General features: G+C 67.8%; 13 protein-coding genes. 8 read left to right on the top strand and 5 right to left on the bottom strand.

What is annotated here, in order from left to right; translation table 11 throughout:
• Nucleotides 1-94 precede the first annotated feature (94 nt).
• The gene (locus CXY91_RS05965) at nucleotides 95-2,527 is read left to right on the top strand and encodes a penicillin acylase family protein (protein ID WP_100959679.1); all 2,433 of its coding nucleotides are present in this window, start codon (nucleotides 95-97) and stop codon (nucleotides 2,525-2,527) included.
• Between the two features lie 39 nt (nucleotides 2,528-2,566).
• On the opposite strand, the gene CXY91_RS05960 is transcribed toward CXY91_RS05965, so the two are convergent.
• A complete protein-coding gene (locus tag CXY91_RS05960) occupies nucleotides 2,567-3,568 on the bottom strand; it encodes an alpha/beta hydrolase (RefSeq protein ID WP_091831072.1) in 1,002 nt (333 codons plus the stop codon).
• A gap of 82 nt (nucleotides 3,569-3,650) precedes the next feature.
• Entirely contained in the window at nucleotides 3,651-4,757 is a 1,107-nt protein-coding gene (locus CXY91_RS05955; protein WP_158673281.1) for an alpha/beta hydrolase, read from the bottom strand.
• A 127-nt stretch (nucleotides 4,758-4,884) separates the two neighbouring features.
• On the opposite strand from CXY91_RS05955, the gene meaB reads away from it, so the two are divergent.
• On the top strand, nucleotides 4,885-5,859 hold the full coding sequence (gene meaB / locus CXY91_RS05950) for a methylmalonyl Co-A mutase-associated GTPase MeaB (RefSeq protein WP_091831077.1): 975 nt from the start codon (nucleotides 4,885-4,887) through the stop codon (nucleotides 5,857-5,859).
• 64 nt (nucleotides 5,860-5,923) lie between these two features.
• Nucleotides 5,924-7,300: a TIGR03808 family TAT-translocated repetitive protein gene (locus CXY91_RS05945; RefSeq protein ID WP_158673280.1), complete on the top strand. Its 1,377-nt coding sequence runs from the start codon at nucleotides 5,924-5,926 to the stop codon at nucleotides 7,298-7,300.
• On the opposite strand, the gene CXY91_RS05940 is transcribed toward CXY91_RS05945, so the two are convergent.
• Nucleotides 7,293-8,972, bottom strand: a complete 1,680-nt coding sequence (locus tag CXY91_RS05940) for a SulP family inorganic anion transporter (protein WP_100959675.1) — start codon at nucleotides 8,970-8,972, stop codon at nucleotides 7,293-7,295. The genes CXY91_RS05945 and CXY91_RS05940 overlap by 8 nt on opposite strands.
• Nucleotides 8,973-9,023: 51 nt before the next feature.
• Nucleotides 9,024-10,037, bottom strand: coding sequence for an asparaginase (locus CXY91_RS05935; RefSeq protein WP_100959674.1), 1,014 nt, complete (start codon nucleotides 10,035-10,037; stop codon nucleotides 9,024-9,026).
• A 144-nt stretch (nucleotides 10,038-10,181) separates the two neighbouring features.
• On the opposite strand from CXY91_RS05935, the gene CXY91_RS05930 reads away from it, so the two are divergent.
• Both CXY91_RS05930 and CXY91_RS05925 read left to right on the top strand, forming a co-directional pair.
• On the top strand, nucleotides 10,182-11,009 hold the full coding sequence (locus CXY91_RS05930) for an alpha/beta hydrolase (protein ID WP_100959673.1): 828 nt from the start codon (nucleotides 10,182-10,184) through the stop codon (nucleotides 11,007-11,009).
• 51 nt (nucleotides 11,010-11,060) lie between these two features.
• Nucleotides 11,061-11,297: an Lrp/AsnC ligand binding domain-containing protein gene (locus CXY91_RS05925; protein ID WP_038361355.1), complete on the top strand. Its 237-nt coding sequence runs from the start codon at nucleotides 11,061-11,063 to the stop codon at nucleotides 11,295-11,297.
• Nucleotides 11,298-11,300: 3 nt separating this feature from the next.
• Here CXY91_RS05925 and CXY91_RS05920 read toward each other — a convergent pair whose 3' ends face one another.
• Nucleotides 11,301-12,257 (bottom strand): LysR substrate-binding domain-containing protein, encoded by a 957-nt coding sequence (locus CXY91_RS05920; RefSeq protein WP_158673279.1) that lies wholly within the window; start codon nucleotides 12,255-12,257, stop codon nucleotides 11,301-11,303.
• 202 nt (nucleotides 12,258-12,459) lie between these two features.
• Between CXY91_RS05920 and CXY91_RS05915 the strand changes: the two genes are divergently transcribed.
• The 3 genes from CXY91_RS05915 (at nucleotide 12,460) to CXY91_RS05905 (ending at nucleotide 16,102) form a co-directional block, all read left to right on the top strand.
• Nucleotides 12,460-14,061 (top strand): ABC transporter substrate-binding protein, encoded by a 1,602-nt coding sequence (locus tag CXY91_RS05915; RefSeq protein ID WP_100959671.1) that lies wholly within the window; start codon nucleotides 12,460-12,462, stop codon nucleotides 14,059-14,061.
• 146 nt (nucleotides 14,062-14,207) lie between these two features.
• Nucleotides 14,208-15,185, top strand: coding sequence for an ABC transporter permease (locus CXY91_RS05910; RefSeq protein WP_100959670.1), 978 nt, complete (start codon nucleotides 14,208-14,210; stop codon nucleotides 15,183-15,185).
• Entirely contained in the window at nucleotides 15,182-16,102 is a 921-nt protein-coding gene (locus tag CXY91_RS05905) for an ABC transporter permease (protein WP_100959669.1), read from the top strand. Before CXY91_RS05910 ends, CXY91_RS05905 begins: the two co-directional genes overlap by 4 nt.
• Nucleotide 16,103 lies beyond the last annotated feature (1 nt).

Below are 16,103 nucleotides of genomic sequence, written 5' to 3'. Positions count from 1 at the left end.
GCCATGTGGCCAGGAGCGGTGGCCGGCCTCCACTCTCCCCCTAAGCTCCCCCGGCAAGGCCCGTCGCCAAAGACGGGCCGCACGGAGGAACACCATGAGCAGAGCAGATCGCGCCCACGGCGCAGCGTCGCTGTTTGCCATCGCCGCCGTCACCATCGCCGGATGCCTGCCCGCGAAGGCCGAGCTGTCCAGCGCCGTGAAGCGCTCCGAACAGACGGTCGCCGGGCTGCAGGGGCCGGCCGAGCTGATCCTCGATCAATGGGGCGTGGCGCACATCTATGCCGCCTCGTCCCGCGATGCCCTCTTCCTGCAAGGCTACAATGCGGCGCGCGACCGGCTCTGGCAGATCGATCTCTGGCGCAAGCGCGGGCTCGGGCTGCTGGCCAAGGATTTCGGCCCGTCCTATGTCGCGCAGGACCGCGCCGCCCGGCTCTTCCTCTATCGCGGCGAGATGGACAAGGAATGGGCGGCCTACGGGCCCGACGCCAAGGCCTATACCGACGCCTTCGTCGCCGGCATCAATGCCCGCGTCGACGAGGTGCGAGCCGGCAAGCAGCCGTTGCCGCTTGATTTCCGCGTCGCCGGCACCTTGCCGGATCGCTGGAGCGCCGAGGACGTCGTGCGCATCCGCAGCCATGGCCTGACCCGCAATGTGCTATCCGAGGTGGTGCGAGCTCGCGTCGCCTGCGCCGCCGGCATCGAGGCCGACCGCTTCCGGCGCGTGCTGGAACCGAGCGTGAAGACCACGGTGCCCGATGGGCTCGATCCCTGCGCGATCAAGCCTGATATCCTCGACGACTACAATCTTGCGACGCGCGACGTCACCTTCGCCGCGCCCGGCGAGAAGCGCGCTGCGCTCGACCGCGACGCCATCTTCGCCGCAGCCGGAGACAGCGTCTCGACCATCGGCTCGAACAACTGGACGATCGCCGCCAGCCGCACCGCGACCGGCCGGCCGATCCTGGCCAACGATCCGCACCGCGCCCACGGGGTGCCGTCGCTGCGCTATGTCGTGCATCTCAACGCGCCGGGTCTTTCGGTGATCGGCGCCGGCGAGCCGGCCCTGCCCGGCATCTCGATCGGCCACAACGGCGAGATCGCCTTCGGCCTGACGATCTTTGCGATCGATCAGGAGGACCTCTACGTCTACGAGACCAACCCGGCCAATCCGAACCAGTATCGCTATGGCAGCGGCTGGGAGGAGATGAGGACCGTCAGCGAGACGATCGAGGTCAAGGGCGAGGCGCCGCGCCAGATCGACCTGAAATTCACCCGCCACGGCCCTGTCATGAAGGCCGAGCCCGACGAGAAGCGCGCCTTCGCCATCCGCACGGTCTGGTTCGAGCCGGGAACCTCGGCCTATTTCAACTCGGCCGAATACATGACGGCGAAGGACTGGCCTGGCTTCAAGAAGGCGATGGCCGAATGGGGCGCGCCATCCGAGAACCAGGTCTATGCCGACAACAAGGGCAATATCGGCTGGATCGTCGGCGGGCGCGCGCCGCAGCGGCCGAACCATGACGGCCTGATGCCGGTGCCCGGCGACGGACGCTATGAATGGACCGGCTTCCTCAAGGCCGGCGAACTGCCCGAGGTCTTCAACCCGACCGAGGGCTTCTTCGCCACCGCCAACGAGATGAACATCCCGAAGGACCATCCGCTGCTCTCCAAGCGCATCGGCTACGAATGGTCCGATCCTTCGCGGATCAACCGGATCAAGGCCGTGCTCGGCACCAAGAACAAGGTGACGCTCGCCGACGCGATGGCCCTGCAGAACGACGACAATTCCGAGAATGCCCGCAAGCTCGCCGTCCTGCTGGCGCCGCTGTCGTCGGACGATCCCGTCACGGCCGAAGGCCTGAAGCTGATCAAGGGCTGGAACCAGGAGATCGCGGTCGACAGCGCTGCTGCTGCTTTGTCCGAGGTCTGGATGAGCAAGCATCTCGGGCGCGCCCTGACGGCCAAGGCAGTACCTGAGAAGGCGCGCAGCGTCATTGGCCCGCTCGATGTCGCGGCGGTGGTCGCTTATCTCGAAGCGCCGGACAACGCGCTCGGCGCCGAGCCGAAGGCAGCGCGCAATGCCTTGCTGCTCGAGACGCTGAAAGCGGCGATGGAGGAGTTGCGGCAGACGCTCGGCCCGGACACGGCGACATGGAACTGGGGCAAGATTCACCACGCCCAGTTCGATCATGCCCTGTCGCCGCTCGCCGGCGGCCCGGATCGGGCACAGCTCAATGTCGGCCGGCTCGCCATGGGCGGCTCGGCCTTCAGCCCGCGCGCGGCCTCCTACCGCATCTCCGACTTCAGGGTGATCGCAGGCGCCTCGTTCCGCATGGTGCTGGATGTCGGCAACTGGGACGACAGCCGCTTCATCAATACGCCGGGCCAGTCGGGCGACGCCTACAGCCCGCACTATCGCGATCTCGCCCCGCTCTGGGCAGCCGGCGATTATGCGCCGCTGCTCTATTCGCGCGAGGCGATCGAAAAGGCGGCGCGCTCGGTCATCGCGCTTAAGCCGGCCGGCTGACGCGGCAAGACCCGGGTACGGAGGCTCCCGCCTCCGTTCTCAGGAGCGCGCCCGGTCGATGGCGCGGCGTACGACCTGCGTCACTTCGCTGTTCGACAGGAAGAGGTCGTGGCGCAGCAGGCTCCAGCCGCGGCCGGCCGTGTCGGCGACGCGCACGCCGAGCTGCTCCAGCCGCTCGCGATCGGCGGCGCCGGCGCGGGCGACGCCGCCGGCGATGCGCGAGGAGATCGCCAGCGCCTTGTCGCCGGGATCGATGATCACGGTCATGCGCTGGGCGATCGGCCCGAGCCGCGGCACAGTCTGCTCGAAAGCGTCGATGTCGACATCGGGCGAGGCCAGCACGACGGCCCCGATCCGGTCGGACAGCCCCTCGAAATCACGCAGCTCGCGCAGACCTTCCATCGTCAGGAAGCTGCCCATCGAATGCGCGACGATGTTGATCCGCCCGATCGTCGGGTTGGCGACCAGCGCCTTCAGCGTCTGGACGAAGCCGTCACGCGACCAGAGCGCGCTTTCGCGATCATAGGCATAGGCGAGCAGGCCGCCGCCGGACGGCCAGGTGAACAGCGCCGTGCGCCCCTCGAAGGCGAGCGCATGCGAAAGCTGGCCGGCGCTGCGTGCGGCCGATTCGAAGGTCTCGTTGAAGCCGTGGACGTAGAGCAGCACGTCGCGGCCGGTCGCAGCGTCCGAGAAGGCGCGGGCGGCATCGCTCGCACTGCGCCGGGTCACGCCGAGCACGGCCCAGTCACCGCTGACGACGGAGCTCACCTGCGCAGCGACGCCGCGGCCTGGCGCCGACAGCCTTACCTCGGCGAAGGTCAGCCCGGTGCCGCGCTCCGAGCCGAAATAGGGTGCGCGGTCGCCCATCGGCTTGCGGGTGGTCGCAACCAGAAGCTGCGGCTCCTTGCCGAAGCTGGACGAATCCGCCGGCCCGACGAAAGGCGAGACGGAGGCTTCGCTCTGCGCGCAACCGGCCAGTCCCGCCCCGAGCAGGGCGACGAAGGAGCGGCGTGAAACGGCGTGTCGCGAAGGCGAGGTCACTGGCGAGGTCCAGGATTGGGGGCGTGCGGACCTTCTGGCCGCCAACCCTTAAGGCCTGATCAACGCGGCCAGAATTGGGCAGTCATTTGTCGCGCGCGGCGAAGGATGGCGAGGCCTTTGAGTCGAGCCCAAGCATGCTGCCGCTCGTGCTGCCATCGAGACCATCGTCGCTGAGCCGCTTGCCGATCATTTGAACGATGCGCGGTGTCGTCGCGAACTTGCCGTGATTGTAGTCGTCGCTGCTGCGGTCTTTCGAGAGATCGATGATCGTCGCCCCGGCCTTGCGCAGATCGGCGACGACGTCGGTATCCTTCTCCGAGATCGCCCCGAGCCTGGCCTTGTCCCCGGCGAACTGGCGCGAGAAGTCGAGCGCGCGATCGTCCGAGGAGACGAAGACGGTCACCGGCCGCCTGATCGTGGCGAGTTGGGTCTTGAACACGTCGAGATCGATGTCGGGCGCCGCAAGCATGACGTTGCGCAGCTTGCCCCCGAAGCTGCCGTCGCCGCGGATCGCCGCCTGGCGCAGGGTCTCGGCCGTCAGCAGCGTCCCCATCGAATGCGCGAGGATGTCGAAGCGGTTGGCGCCGAGGTCACGGGCGATCACGCGCAGGCCGGTCTCGAGCGCATCGCGCGAGAAGTCGGCGCTGTCGCGATCATAGGGATAGGCGAGCACCCGGGCACGCGAAGGCCAGGTAAACAGCACCGGCACGCCCTTGAAGCCGGAATCGGTGACGATCTGGGCGAAGCGAAATGCGGCGTCGGCGAAATTGGTGTTGAAGCCGTGGACGAAGACCAGCACCTCGCGCTCGCTTGGCGGGCGCCGGGCGACCTCCGCCCGCACCTGCTTCAGGATTTCCGGCTCGGTCAGCCGCTCGACGGCGCTGACAGTGAAATGGCTTGCCGGATCGCCGGCGCTGGTGACGCTGCCCGGCAACTCGACCTGGCCGACCTGATGGGCGCGCGGAACGCTGATATCGAGCCGGGCGAAGCCGACCGAAGGGCTGCGCTCCCCGCTGAAATACTCGGGCTGCCCGGTCGTGGCGCGCGAGGTCGCGACGAAGATGCGGACCGTACCGACGGTGTCCTCGGGCTTCGCCGCCGAAACCACCAGAACACGCGGCGGGCCACCGCAGGCGGCGAGCACGAGCGACAACAGTGAGACGAGAACGACAAACCGCAAGCCGGACACGCGACAGGCTCTCCGCACCCCGCGGGACTCGTCTCACCCTCCTCGCCGCTTGGCAAGAGTGGGGATGACGGCCTGGGCCGCCGAAAGCCTCGCTTCCGTTGCGGGCGCTCGCTTGTTACCAGCGGGCATGGTCGATCTCACGGCGCTCGGCGATGCGATTCTCAAGGGCGAGCGCGCCGCGCTGGCACGGGCGATCACGCTCGCGGAAAGCCGGCGCGCCGACCATCGCGAACAGGCGCAGGCCCTGCTCTCGCGCCTGCTGCCACATACCGGCAAAGCGATCCGGGTCGGCATCACCGGCGTTCCTGGCGTCGGCAAGTCGACGACGATCGACGCGCTCGGCAGCTATCTGACCGGCCAGGGCCACAAGGTCGCTGTGCTCGCGGTCGATCCGTCCTCGACGCGCAGCGGCGGCTCGATCCTCGGCGACAAGACCCGGATGGCCCAGCTCGCCATCGACCCGAACGCCTATATCCGCCCCTCGCCCTCCTCCGGGACGCTGGGCGGCGTCGCAGCGAAGACGCGCGAAACCATGCTGCTTTGCGAAGCCGCCGGCTTCGACGTCATCCTGGTCGAGACGGTCGGCGTCGGCCAGTCGGAGACGGCGGTGGCCGACCTCACCGATTTCTTCCTGGTGCTGATGCTGCCCAATGCCGGCGACGAATTGCAGGGCATCAAGAAGGGCATCATCGAGCTCGCCGACATGCTGGCGGTCAACAAGGCCGATGGCGAGGGCGCGACCGCCGCGCGCGCCGCAGCTGCGCAATACAAGGCGGCGCTGCACATCCTCGCGCCGACCTCGCCACTCTGGTCGACGCCGGTGGTGACGATCTCCGGCCTGACCGGCGCCGGGCTCGACGCGCTCTGGGCCAAGATCGAGGAGCACCGCGCCCGTTTCGAGGCAAAGGGGCTGATCGCGGAGAAGCGCCGTCGGCAGGACGTCAAATGGATGTGGGCGATGGTGCAGGACCGGCTGCAGGCCAAGCTCCGGCACGATCCGGCGCTGAAGGCGCGCACGCCAAAGCTGGAAGCGGCCGTCGCCGCCGGCGAGATGGCGCCGACCGCCGCCGCCGCCGAGATCGCCGGAGCGCTCGGCCTGTAATCGGCAGTCGTGCCAGAGGTCGCGGCATGCCTCTTGAAGGCTCTGCGGCATGATGGAGGCTTCGATGACGCTTTCGCGCCGCGACTGGCTGCGGACGGCCCTTTTCGGCACGGTCGCGGCCTCCGCTGGTCCCGTGCTGGCACAGGCGCCGCGCCCGAGCACGCCAGCTCCGCTCGGCATGCTCGGGCTCGAGGCGGCACAGTTCGGCTTGCGCCCCGGCTCCGCCGAGGATCAGTCGCGTGCTCTCCAGGCCGCGCTGGTCGAGGCGGTGAAGCGCGATGCGCCGCTGATCGTCGCGCCCGGCCGCTATCGCATCGCCAATGTCGTGCTGCCGGAGAATACCCGGGTGATCGGCGTTCCCGGCGCGACGCAATTCATCGCGGCGCAGGCCGGGCCGATGCTGGTGGCGCGGCGGATCAAGCGGGCCGCCATCGCCGGCATCATGCTGGATGGGCTCGACATCAAGCTTGGCCAGCGCATCGGCCTGCTCAATGCCGAGGAGGTGCTCGATCTCGCGCTGTCCGACTGCGAGTTCGCCAATGCCGGCTCGGTCGGGCTGACGCTCAACCGCACGGCCGGGCGCATCGAGCGCAACCGCTTCCGCTCGATGCGGGATTCGGCGCTGTTCTCGCTCGATTCGCGCGGGCTCTCGATCGAGGCCAACATGGTCGAGGATTGCGGCAACAACGGCATCCAGCTCTGGCGCAGCCAGGCCGGTGACGATCAGAGCCTCGTTCGCGGCAACCGGCTCAACCGCATCCGCAGCGATGCCGGCGGCGACGGTCCGAACGGCAACGGCATCAGCCTCTTCCGCGCCGGCGGCGTCGTGATCGAAGGCAACACGCTGCGCGACTGTGCGCTGACCTTCATCCGCAACAATTCCGGCTCGAACGTGCAGATCCTCGGCAATCAGGGCCGGCGCTGCGGCGAGACGGCGCTCTACTCGGAATTCGCCTTCGAGGGCGCGATCATCGCCAACAACCTGATCGAGGACTGCGCACAGGGCGCCAGCGTCACCAATCTCGATCATGGCGGACGGCTCGCGGTCGTCGCCAACAACATCATCCGGAACGCCCAGAAGGGGTTGGCGCCGAAGGGCAAGGAGCCTGTCGGCGGCTCGGGCCTTCATGTCGAGGCGGAGGCGGCCGTCACCGGCAACGTCATCGAGAACGCCAGCGATGTCGGCATCACGCTCGGCTGGTCCTGGGCGATGCGCAACCTCGTCGCGACCGGCAACGTCATCAGGCGAACCGGCATCGGCATCACGGTGTCGCTCGTTCCCAAGGAGCGCAATGCGCTGATCGCCAACAATGTGATCAGCGAGGCGAAGCTCGGCGCGGTCGTCGGCACCGAATTCGGCAAGGCGGTGACGGGCGACCTGACCAAGGGCGAGGACAAGCGCGCCGCCGGCATCCGGGTCGAGGGCAATTCGGTCAGCTGACGCTCGCGGCCCTCATTGGCCCAAGCGCCCTCACCGCCTCCTCCACGCTGTGGAATACGTGCTCCGCCCCGATCTCGGCGGTCACGCCGAAATCCCGCAAGGCCTGGAGCGCGCGCACCGACTCGGCCCGGGCGATGGCGAAGGTTCCGCCCTGCGTCCGGCAGGCCGCCGCCACGGCCAGCAAGCCTTGCGCCGCCGTATAATCGATGGCCGGGATGCCGCCGGCATCGAGGACGAGCAAGGTCGGCCTGCGCTCCGCCAGCAGCGCCAGCACGCCGCGCCGGAAGATCTCGGCATTGGCGAAGAGCAGCGGCGCCGGGAAGGCGATCACGAGCACACCATCGACCTGCTCGCCCTGGTGGCCGGGCTCAGGCGGCCACCAGATCGTCGTGCCAGGGATGCGCAACTGCTCGATCGGCTCGCTGCGCGTGGTCATCCAGACCCCGTGCAGCAGCGACAGGCCGATCCCGACGGCGACGCCCGTCTCGACAGGCAGCCAGACGATCGCGATGGCCGTGAGCACGACGAGCGCAAATTCGGAGCGGGACTGACCGGCGATCCGCCGGATGACCTCCACCCGGACGATGCGCTGCGCCACGAAGAGCAGCACGCCGGCCAGCGCCGCCACCGGCACCTGTGCCAGAAGCGAACCGCCCGCGACCGCAAGCGCCAGCACGATCAGCGCCGCCGTCGCCGCGGCGAGCTGCGAGCGCCCGCCGCTTTCGGCCACCACCGCCGTCCTTGGCGGGCTCGCATTGACCGGAAAGGTGCTGGCCAGCCCGGCGAAGAGGTTCGCCGTGCCGAGGCCGATAAAATCCCGGTCGACCTTCGGCTCGGCACCATCTGGATCGCGAAAGGAGCGGCTGACGGTGGCCGTCTGCATCATCACCACCAGCGCGATGACCAGCGCGAGCGGAACAAGGCTGCGGATATCGGCCCAGTCGAGTTCGGGGGGCGCGAAGCTCGGCCAGCCCGTGGGCAGGGCGCCGAGCACCGCGACGCCGTGCGTCTCCAGCCGAAAGAGTACAACCGCCGCCGTTGCTCCCGCCAGCGCCAACAGCGCCCCTGGCACGCGTGGCGCGTGGCGCTCGCACAGGTTCACGAGCGCCAACGTCGCGACACCGATCGCCAGCGAGATCGGGTTGATTCCGCCAAGTCCGCGCCAAAGCGCTGCGAACTGGTCGGCGATGTGATGGCCGCCGCCGGGAATGCCGAGCAGGCCGGGGAGCTGTGAAACGGCGATGTGGACGGCGATGCCGGCGAGGAAGCCGGTCAGCACCGGCACGGACAACAGATCCGCGATCCAGCCGAGCCGGAGCAGGCCGGCGACGATGAGTGTCGAACCGACCAGCAGGGCGAGCAGGGTCGCAGAGCCCGCTGGGATAGCTCCGCCCGCCGCCAATGCCGCGAGCCCGCTGACGAAGATCGGCGTGATCGTCGAATCGGCGCCGGCCGTCAGCAGGCGGCTTGCGCCGAACACGACGAAGCCCAATGTTGCCGCGACGAAGGCATAGAAGCCGACCTGCGGCTCGAAACCGCCGAGCCGCGCCGTCGCCATCTGCTCGGGGATAGTGATCGCCGCCAGCGTCAGCCCGGCCAGCAGGTCGCGGCCGAAGGCGCCCGCGCGGCCGGGCGCAGAAGCATTCTCATCTGGCGTTGGAGCAGGCGGCATCGCGCGGGACCGGAAGCGGGCGGCGACCCTCGCGCCGGTACGCCTTCGCCGTCAAGCACGCGACCGCAGCGCCTCCGCAGCACGGACACGACCCACCTCGATGCCGTTCCAGTTCTTCATGACGGTCTCGCGAAACGGCGCAAAGGCTGCTTCGTCATTGCCTTGCCGCGGCAGGAAGCGCTCGACCAGCGCGGCCATCGCGATCTCGGTGGCGCGGCCGGCGCCGTCATCGCATTTCAGCGCGATGCCGTAGCCGAGCTCGGGCAGCGTGCCGAAATAGACGCCTTCGGCCCCGGTCTTGATGAAGGCGCGAGCGCCGAAGACTTCCATGAAGCGGGTGTCGAAGCGTCCGGTGCCGGCGACCATGAACGGGTTGGCGGCGACCGCCTCGCGAATGCGCCGCGCCGCCTCTGCCCGCCTGGGGCCGAAGCCATTGCCAGTGCCGAAGCGGGCAAAGCCGAGCGCCAGCGCCTTCAGCGGCACGGCATAGGTCGGGATCGAGCAGCCATCTGTGCCGGAGAGCTCGGCCTTGTGCGCGGCGCCGGTCACCTCCTCCAGCGCGGCGCGAACCGCCTGCTGCACCTTATGGCCCGCTTTGACATAGCCGGCCGGTTCCTCGTCGAGGCCGCATGACAGGCAGACGAAGCCGGCATGCTTGCCGGAGCAGTTGTTGTTGAGCGCGCTCGGCTCGCGCCCGGCCTGGGCGAGCGCTCGCGCAGCCGCCTCGCCCATCGGCCAATGCGCACCGCATTCCAGGCAGCCGGCGTCGCGGCCGGCCTTCTTCAGCATGGCCAACGAGGTTTCGGCATGGCGCTCCTCGCCGGAATGCGAAGACACCGCGAGGGCGATCTCGGCCGGGGTCAGGCCGTAACGGTCGGCGGCGCCGCTCTCAAGCAGTGGCAGGGCCTGCAGCGCCTTGACCGCCGAGCGCGGAAAGACGGGATGCTCGACGTCACCCAGCGAGAAGACCACCGCCCCGTCGGCATCGACGACGATCGCCGCGCCGCGATGGCGCGATTCGACCGTGCTGCCACGGGTGACTTCGGCGAGAACGGGATTGTCCATGGTGGGCTCCGGCGCGATCGAGGCTGCGTCTTGTCGCGTTTGTCGCAGCCCCTGTCAAAAGACCTCGACCGGCCGGGTGCGCATGGCGCAAACTGGCTCCAAACCGAGCCGCCAGCTCCGGCCGCGGCACAGCAAGATCAGGACATGATGTCAGTCGATTACGAGACCGAATACAACAACCGCGCCCGTGTTCCCGAGCACCCCGGCATCATCGCCGGCTGGGCCCGCGACGCCGCCGCCTATCGCGAGGTCGCAGTCAGCGAGCGCGGCGTCCGCTATGGCGAGGGCCCGCGCCAGACCTACGACCTGTTCAAGCCGGAAGACGTGAAGAGCCAGGCGATCGTGCTCTTCATCCATGGCGGCTACTGGCAGGCGCTCGATCCGAGCCACTTCTCGCACATGGCGCGCGGATTGAACCTGCTCGGTGTCCCCGTCGCGGTCGTTGGCTACGACCTCTGCCCGCAGGTCGAGGTCGGCCATATCGTCTGGGAGCTGCAGCAGGCTGCCGCGACGATCTGGCTGCGCTACAATTTGCCGGTGGTCGCGGCGGGGCATTCAGCCGGTGGCCAGCTTTCCGCCTGTCTGCTGGCGACGGGCTGGAAGAATGTCGATCCGATGCTCCCCGAGCAGATCGTGCCGGCTGCCTACGGCATCTCCGGCCTCTACAATCTGAAGCCGCTGACGGAGACCAGCATCAACAAGGCGCTCGGGCTGACGCTGGAGGGCGCCGAGCGCGAAAGCCCGCTGTTCTGGCCGGCGCCGTCCGGGCTCGTCATGGACGCGGTCGTCGGCGGGACCGAGAGCGCCGAATACCTCAGGCAGAGCCGCAGGTTGACCGATATCTGGGGCCTGGAAGGCGTGCGCACGCGCTATGAGGAGATCGACGGGGCCAACCATTTCACGGTGATTGCCGGCCTCGCCGATCCTGACAGCGCCATGACGCGCCGCATCGCCGAACTCGCGGGCGCTTGACCCGCCCGCCGCAGGCTCTATCCAGAGGCGACAGGATTCCGGAGCCAAGCGATGCAGACCTTCTTCGTCGAGATCAAATGCAAGCTCGGCAAGACCTATGAGGTCGCCAGCGAACTCGCCGACCGCGAGATCGCCTCGGAGATCTACTCGACCGCCGGCAATTACGACATCCTCGCCAAGTTCCATGTCGCCGCCGATGTCGATATCGGCCATTTCGTCGCCCAGAAGGTGCAGTCGATACCGGAGATCGCCGACACCCACACGATCATCACCTTCAAGGCGTTCTGAGCGCTACCTGATCGGCATGGTCAGGCCGTCCTCCGGCTGCATCGCAATCAGTAGATCGGCAAAGCGGCGCGCCGCCGGCGCGACCGAGCCGGCGGATGGAAACAACAGCATCGTGCGATAGGCGATGGCCGGCGCGAAACGGCGGGCGACCAGCCCGCGCAGGCCGCCGAGCGTCAGTGGAAACGGGTTCAGCAAGGCAAGGCCGACGCGCTGCCTGACCATCTCCGCGACGAAAACAGCCGCCGTCCCCTCTCCGACCAAACGGAGCGCCACGCCGGCATCGGCAAAAGCCTGCTCCACCTTGATGCGCTCGGGAAAGCGCCGCGCCAGGGCGATGATCGGCTCGTCGGCAAGGTCTTGCGGGCTCAGCACCTCGCGATCCGCGAGCGGGTGCTCCTCCGGCATCAGGACATGCGCGACGGCCTCGCGGATCGCTTCGCCGTGGATGCCGATATGCGAGGCCGACATGTCGACCAATCCCAGGTCGACCGCCCTGTCGGCAACTTGGGAGATCACTGTCGAGCTGGTGTCGATCTCGACATTCGCCACGACATCGGGCTCCTGCCGGCGGAATTCCGCCAGAACCGGCGGCAGGACGAACTGAGCCAGGGTCGGCGGGGTCGCGATGCGCAACACGCTGGCCTGGACGGCTTGCCCGGGCCAGCTGTTCAGCCTTTCGAGCGCCGCGAAGATCGGCTGCGCCTCTGCGTCGAGCGCAAAGGCATCTGCAGTGGGCACAAGCCTGCCGCCTTCGCGCGCAAAGAGCGGGCGGCCGACATGAGCTTCCAGCGCGGCGAGCGCCCGCGACACGGCAGGCTGCGAAATCCCGAGCATCTGAGCTGCCGCCACCGTCTTGCGGGTGGCGATCATCGCCTGCAGCACTTCGAGTTCGCGCAGGCTCGGGGGACGGCGCCCGCTGGTCGATGCCGGCGGGCGGGCGGATCTTGCCGTGCTCGCCATGGTCCTGCCCACCCTATCCGCGCCTCGCATCCATCTATGCAGTCAGATTATATATTTCCACAAGCCATATAATTTACAGGTATAAGAAATCGTTCTACAAACCCGGCCGGGCGAGAAGAGGGGCAGACCGGCCAATCCGGCGACTCGCCACCCGCGGCTCAGTTGTTAAAGATGGCGCCCCACAGCCATCGGGAGGTTCGGAATGAAAACGTTCAGCGCCAAGGGGCTGAAAGCTCTCAAGCTCGCCATTGTGGCAGCTCCGGTCGTCGGCATCGCCGGCATCGCATCGGCTCAGGAGCTGAAGATCGGCCTGTCGGCCGAGCTCAGCTCGCTCGACCCGCACTACCACAACCTCACCCCCAACAACATGCTGGCTCGGCATATCTACGAGCCGCTGGTCGGGCAGGACGAGAAGCAGCAGCTGAAGCCGGGGCTGGCCGAGAGCTGGAAGGCGATCGACGACACGACCTGGGAATTCAAGCTGCGCAAGAACGTCACGTTCCATGACGGCTCGCCGTTCACGGCGGACGACGTGATCGCCACCATGCAGCGTGCGCCGAACGTGCCGAAGAGCCCGTCGAGCTTCAACGCCTATGTCCGCGGCAAGGAATTCACCAAGGTCGACGACCACACCATCCGGATCAAGACTACGGAGCCGGCTCCGCTGGTCCCGACCGACCTCTCGACCTTCGGCGTCATCTCGGCCAAGTGCAAGGACACGACCACCGAGGACTTCAACCTCGGCAAATGCGCCGCCGGCGGCACCGGCCCGTATAAGCAGGCCGAGTATGTCGCGGGCGACCGCGTCGTGCTGACCCCTAACGAGACCTACTGGGGCGGCAAGGAGCCGTGGTCGAAGGTCACCTTCAGGATGATCACCTCGGCGCCGACCCGCGTCGCGGCGCTGCTCGCCGGCGATCTCGACGTGATCGAGAACGTGCCGACCTCGGACGTCGCCCGCCTCAAGGGCGATGCCAAGCTCAACGTCTCAAGCACGGTCTCGAACCGGGTGATCTATTTCCACATGGATCACTTCCGCGAGGTCTCGCCCTTCATCAAGGGCAAGGACGGCTCGGAGATCAAGAACCCGCTGCGCAACCTCAAGGTCCGCCAGGCGCTGTCGATGGCGATCAACCGCCCGGGCATCGTCGAGCGCATCATGGAGAAGGAGGCGATCCCCGCCGGCCAGCTCCTGCCCGACGGCTTCTTCGGCACCTCCAAGAAGCTGAAGCCGGTCGCCTTCGACCTCAACGGCGCCAAGAAGCTGCTCGCGGAGGCCGGTTACCCGAACGGCTTCAAGATGAAGCTGCACGGGCCGACCAACCGCTATCTCAACGACACCAAGATCATCGAAGCCGTCGCGCAGATGTTCTCGCGCCTCGGCATCGAGACCGAGGTCGAGACACTGCCGTCGGCGAACTTCTTCACCCGCGCCTCGCAGGGCGGCCAGGGCAATGTGCCGGAGTTCTCCTTCATCCTGGTCGGCTGGGGCGCCGGCACCGGTGAATCCTCGGATTCGCTGAAGGCGCTGCTCGCCACCTTCGATCCGAAGAAGGGCATGGGCGCGACCAATCGCGGCCGCTACTCCAACCCGGCCTTCGACGCCAAGCTGGACGAGGCCCTGCGCACCGTCGACGACACCAAGCGCGACGCCGCTCTGGCGGAGGCGATGGAGATCAGCATGAACGATGTCGGCCTGATCCCGACGCATTACCAGCTGAACACCTGGGCCTCGCGCAAGGGCGTCAAGGTGCAGGCCCGCACCGACGAGTACACGCTCGCGACCGGCATTCGTAAGGACTGACCGGGCCCGTCGATCCGGTCCGGACCGGCTTGAAGCCCGGTCCGGACCGCGCGACACTCTTTTCTTGTTGAAATGCGAAGACGTCACCCCATCGGCCCCGCCGAATGGGGTGATGTTCCGCACTCCGCTCCGGAAGGCACCGGACCATGCTGGCATTCGTCCTGCGCCGCCTGGCGCAAGCTCTCTTCGTCATCGCGGCGATGCTCGTGATCGTCTTCTTCGGCGTGAATGTCGTCGGCGATCCCATCTACATGCTGATCTCGCCCGAGATGGACCAGCAGCAGATCGCCGAGACGGCGCGCGCGCTCGGGCTCGACCGGCCGATCTGGGAACAGTTCCTGGTCTTCCTGAAGAACGCCGCCCAGGGCGATCTCGGCCGTTCCTTCGTCCATGGCGAATCCGCGATCAAGCTGATCCTCAGCCGCATGCCGGCGACGCTGGAGCTCGCCTTCGTCGCGCTGGTGATGGCGGTCGTGATCGGCCTGCCGCTCGGCCTCTATGCCGGCCTGAAGCCGGAGAGCCGGCTGTCGCGCTTCATCATGGCGGTCTCGATCCTCGGCTTCTCGCTGCCGACCTTCTGGGTCGGCCTGATGCTCATCCTGACCTTCGCGGTCGGCCTCGGCTGGCTTCCGGCGACCGGGCGCGGGCCGACGGTCTCGATCCTCGGCTTCGAGACCTCGCTGCTGTCGCTACAGGGCTGGAAGCATGTCGCCCTGCCGGCGTTCAACCTGGCGCTGCTCAAGATCTCGCTGGTGATCCGCCTGGCGCGGGCCGGCGCACGCGAGGCGGCGTTGATGGACTACGTCAAGTTCGCCCGGGCCAAGGGCCTGTCGCAGAGCCGGATCATCGGCGTCCACATCCTCAAGAACATCATGATCCCGATCGTCACCGTGCTCGGTCTGGAGTTCGGCTCGCTCGTCGCCTTCTCGGTGGTGACCGAGACGATCTTCGCCTGGCCGGGCATGGGCCGCCTGCTGCTGGAGGCGATCACCCGCCTCGATCGGCCGGTGATCGTCGCCTATGTCATGGTCGTCGTCGTGCTGTTCGTCACCATCAACCTCCTGGTCGACCTGGTCTATTCGGCGCTCGACCCACGCGTACGCCTGACGGAGGCGACATCATGAGCGACGCCGCTTTGCCCACTGCCGCACCGCCCGTCGAGGCCAAGGAGGAGACGCCGTTCCGGCGCTTCGTCCGCTCCTTCATCGAGGACCGGCTGGCGCTGTTCGGGCTCGCCCTCTTCATCCTGATCGTGCTGCTCGCCCTCGCCGCCCCGCTGATCGCGCCGCAGAACCCCTATGATCTCGCCAGCGTAGACGTGATGGATTCGCGCCAGCCCCCGGGCTCGGCCTCAGGCGAAGGCTTCACCATGTGGCTCGGCTCGGACGGCGTCGGTCGCGACCTGCTCTCCGGCATCCTCTACGGCCTACGCATCTCGCTGATGGTCGGCGCCTTCTCCGGCATCCTGGCGGCGAGCCTCGGCGCGGCGATCGGCCTGATCGCCGCCTATGCCGGCGGGCGCACCGAGAACGCGATCATGCGCCTGGTCGACCTTCAGCTTTCCCTGCCCTCGGTGCTGGTCGCACTGATCCTGGTCGCGGGCCTCGGCAAAGGCGTCGACAAGATCATCATCGCGCTGGTGATGGTGCAGTGGGCCTACTACGCCCGTACCGTGCGCGGCTCGGCTCTGGTCGAGCGACGCAAGGAGTATGTTGAGGCGGCGCAGTCGCTGGGCTTGTCGCATGCCCGCACCGTCTTCCGCCACATCCTGCCCAACTGCCTGGCGCCCGTGATCGTCATCGTCACCGTGCAGACGGCCCATGCGATCTCGCTGGAGGCGACGCTGTCCTTCCTCGGCGTCGGCCTGCCGCAGACCGAGCCCTCGCTCGGCGTGCTGATCGCCAACGGCTTCCAGTACATGCTCTCGGGCAGCTACTGGATCTCGGTCTTCCCCGGCTTTGCGCTGCTGATGACGATCGTCTCGATCAACCTGGTCGGCGACCGCCTGCGCGACGTGCTCAACCCGCGGCTGGAGAAGTGAG

The organism is Allobosea sp. FBZP-16, assembly GCF_002831785.1.
Lineage (GTDB): Bacteria > Pseudomonadota > Alphaproteobacteria > Rhizobiales > Beijerinckiaceae > Allobosea > Allobosea lupini.
This window is presented reverse-complemented; position numbering and strand designations above follow the sequence as displayed.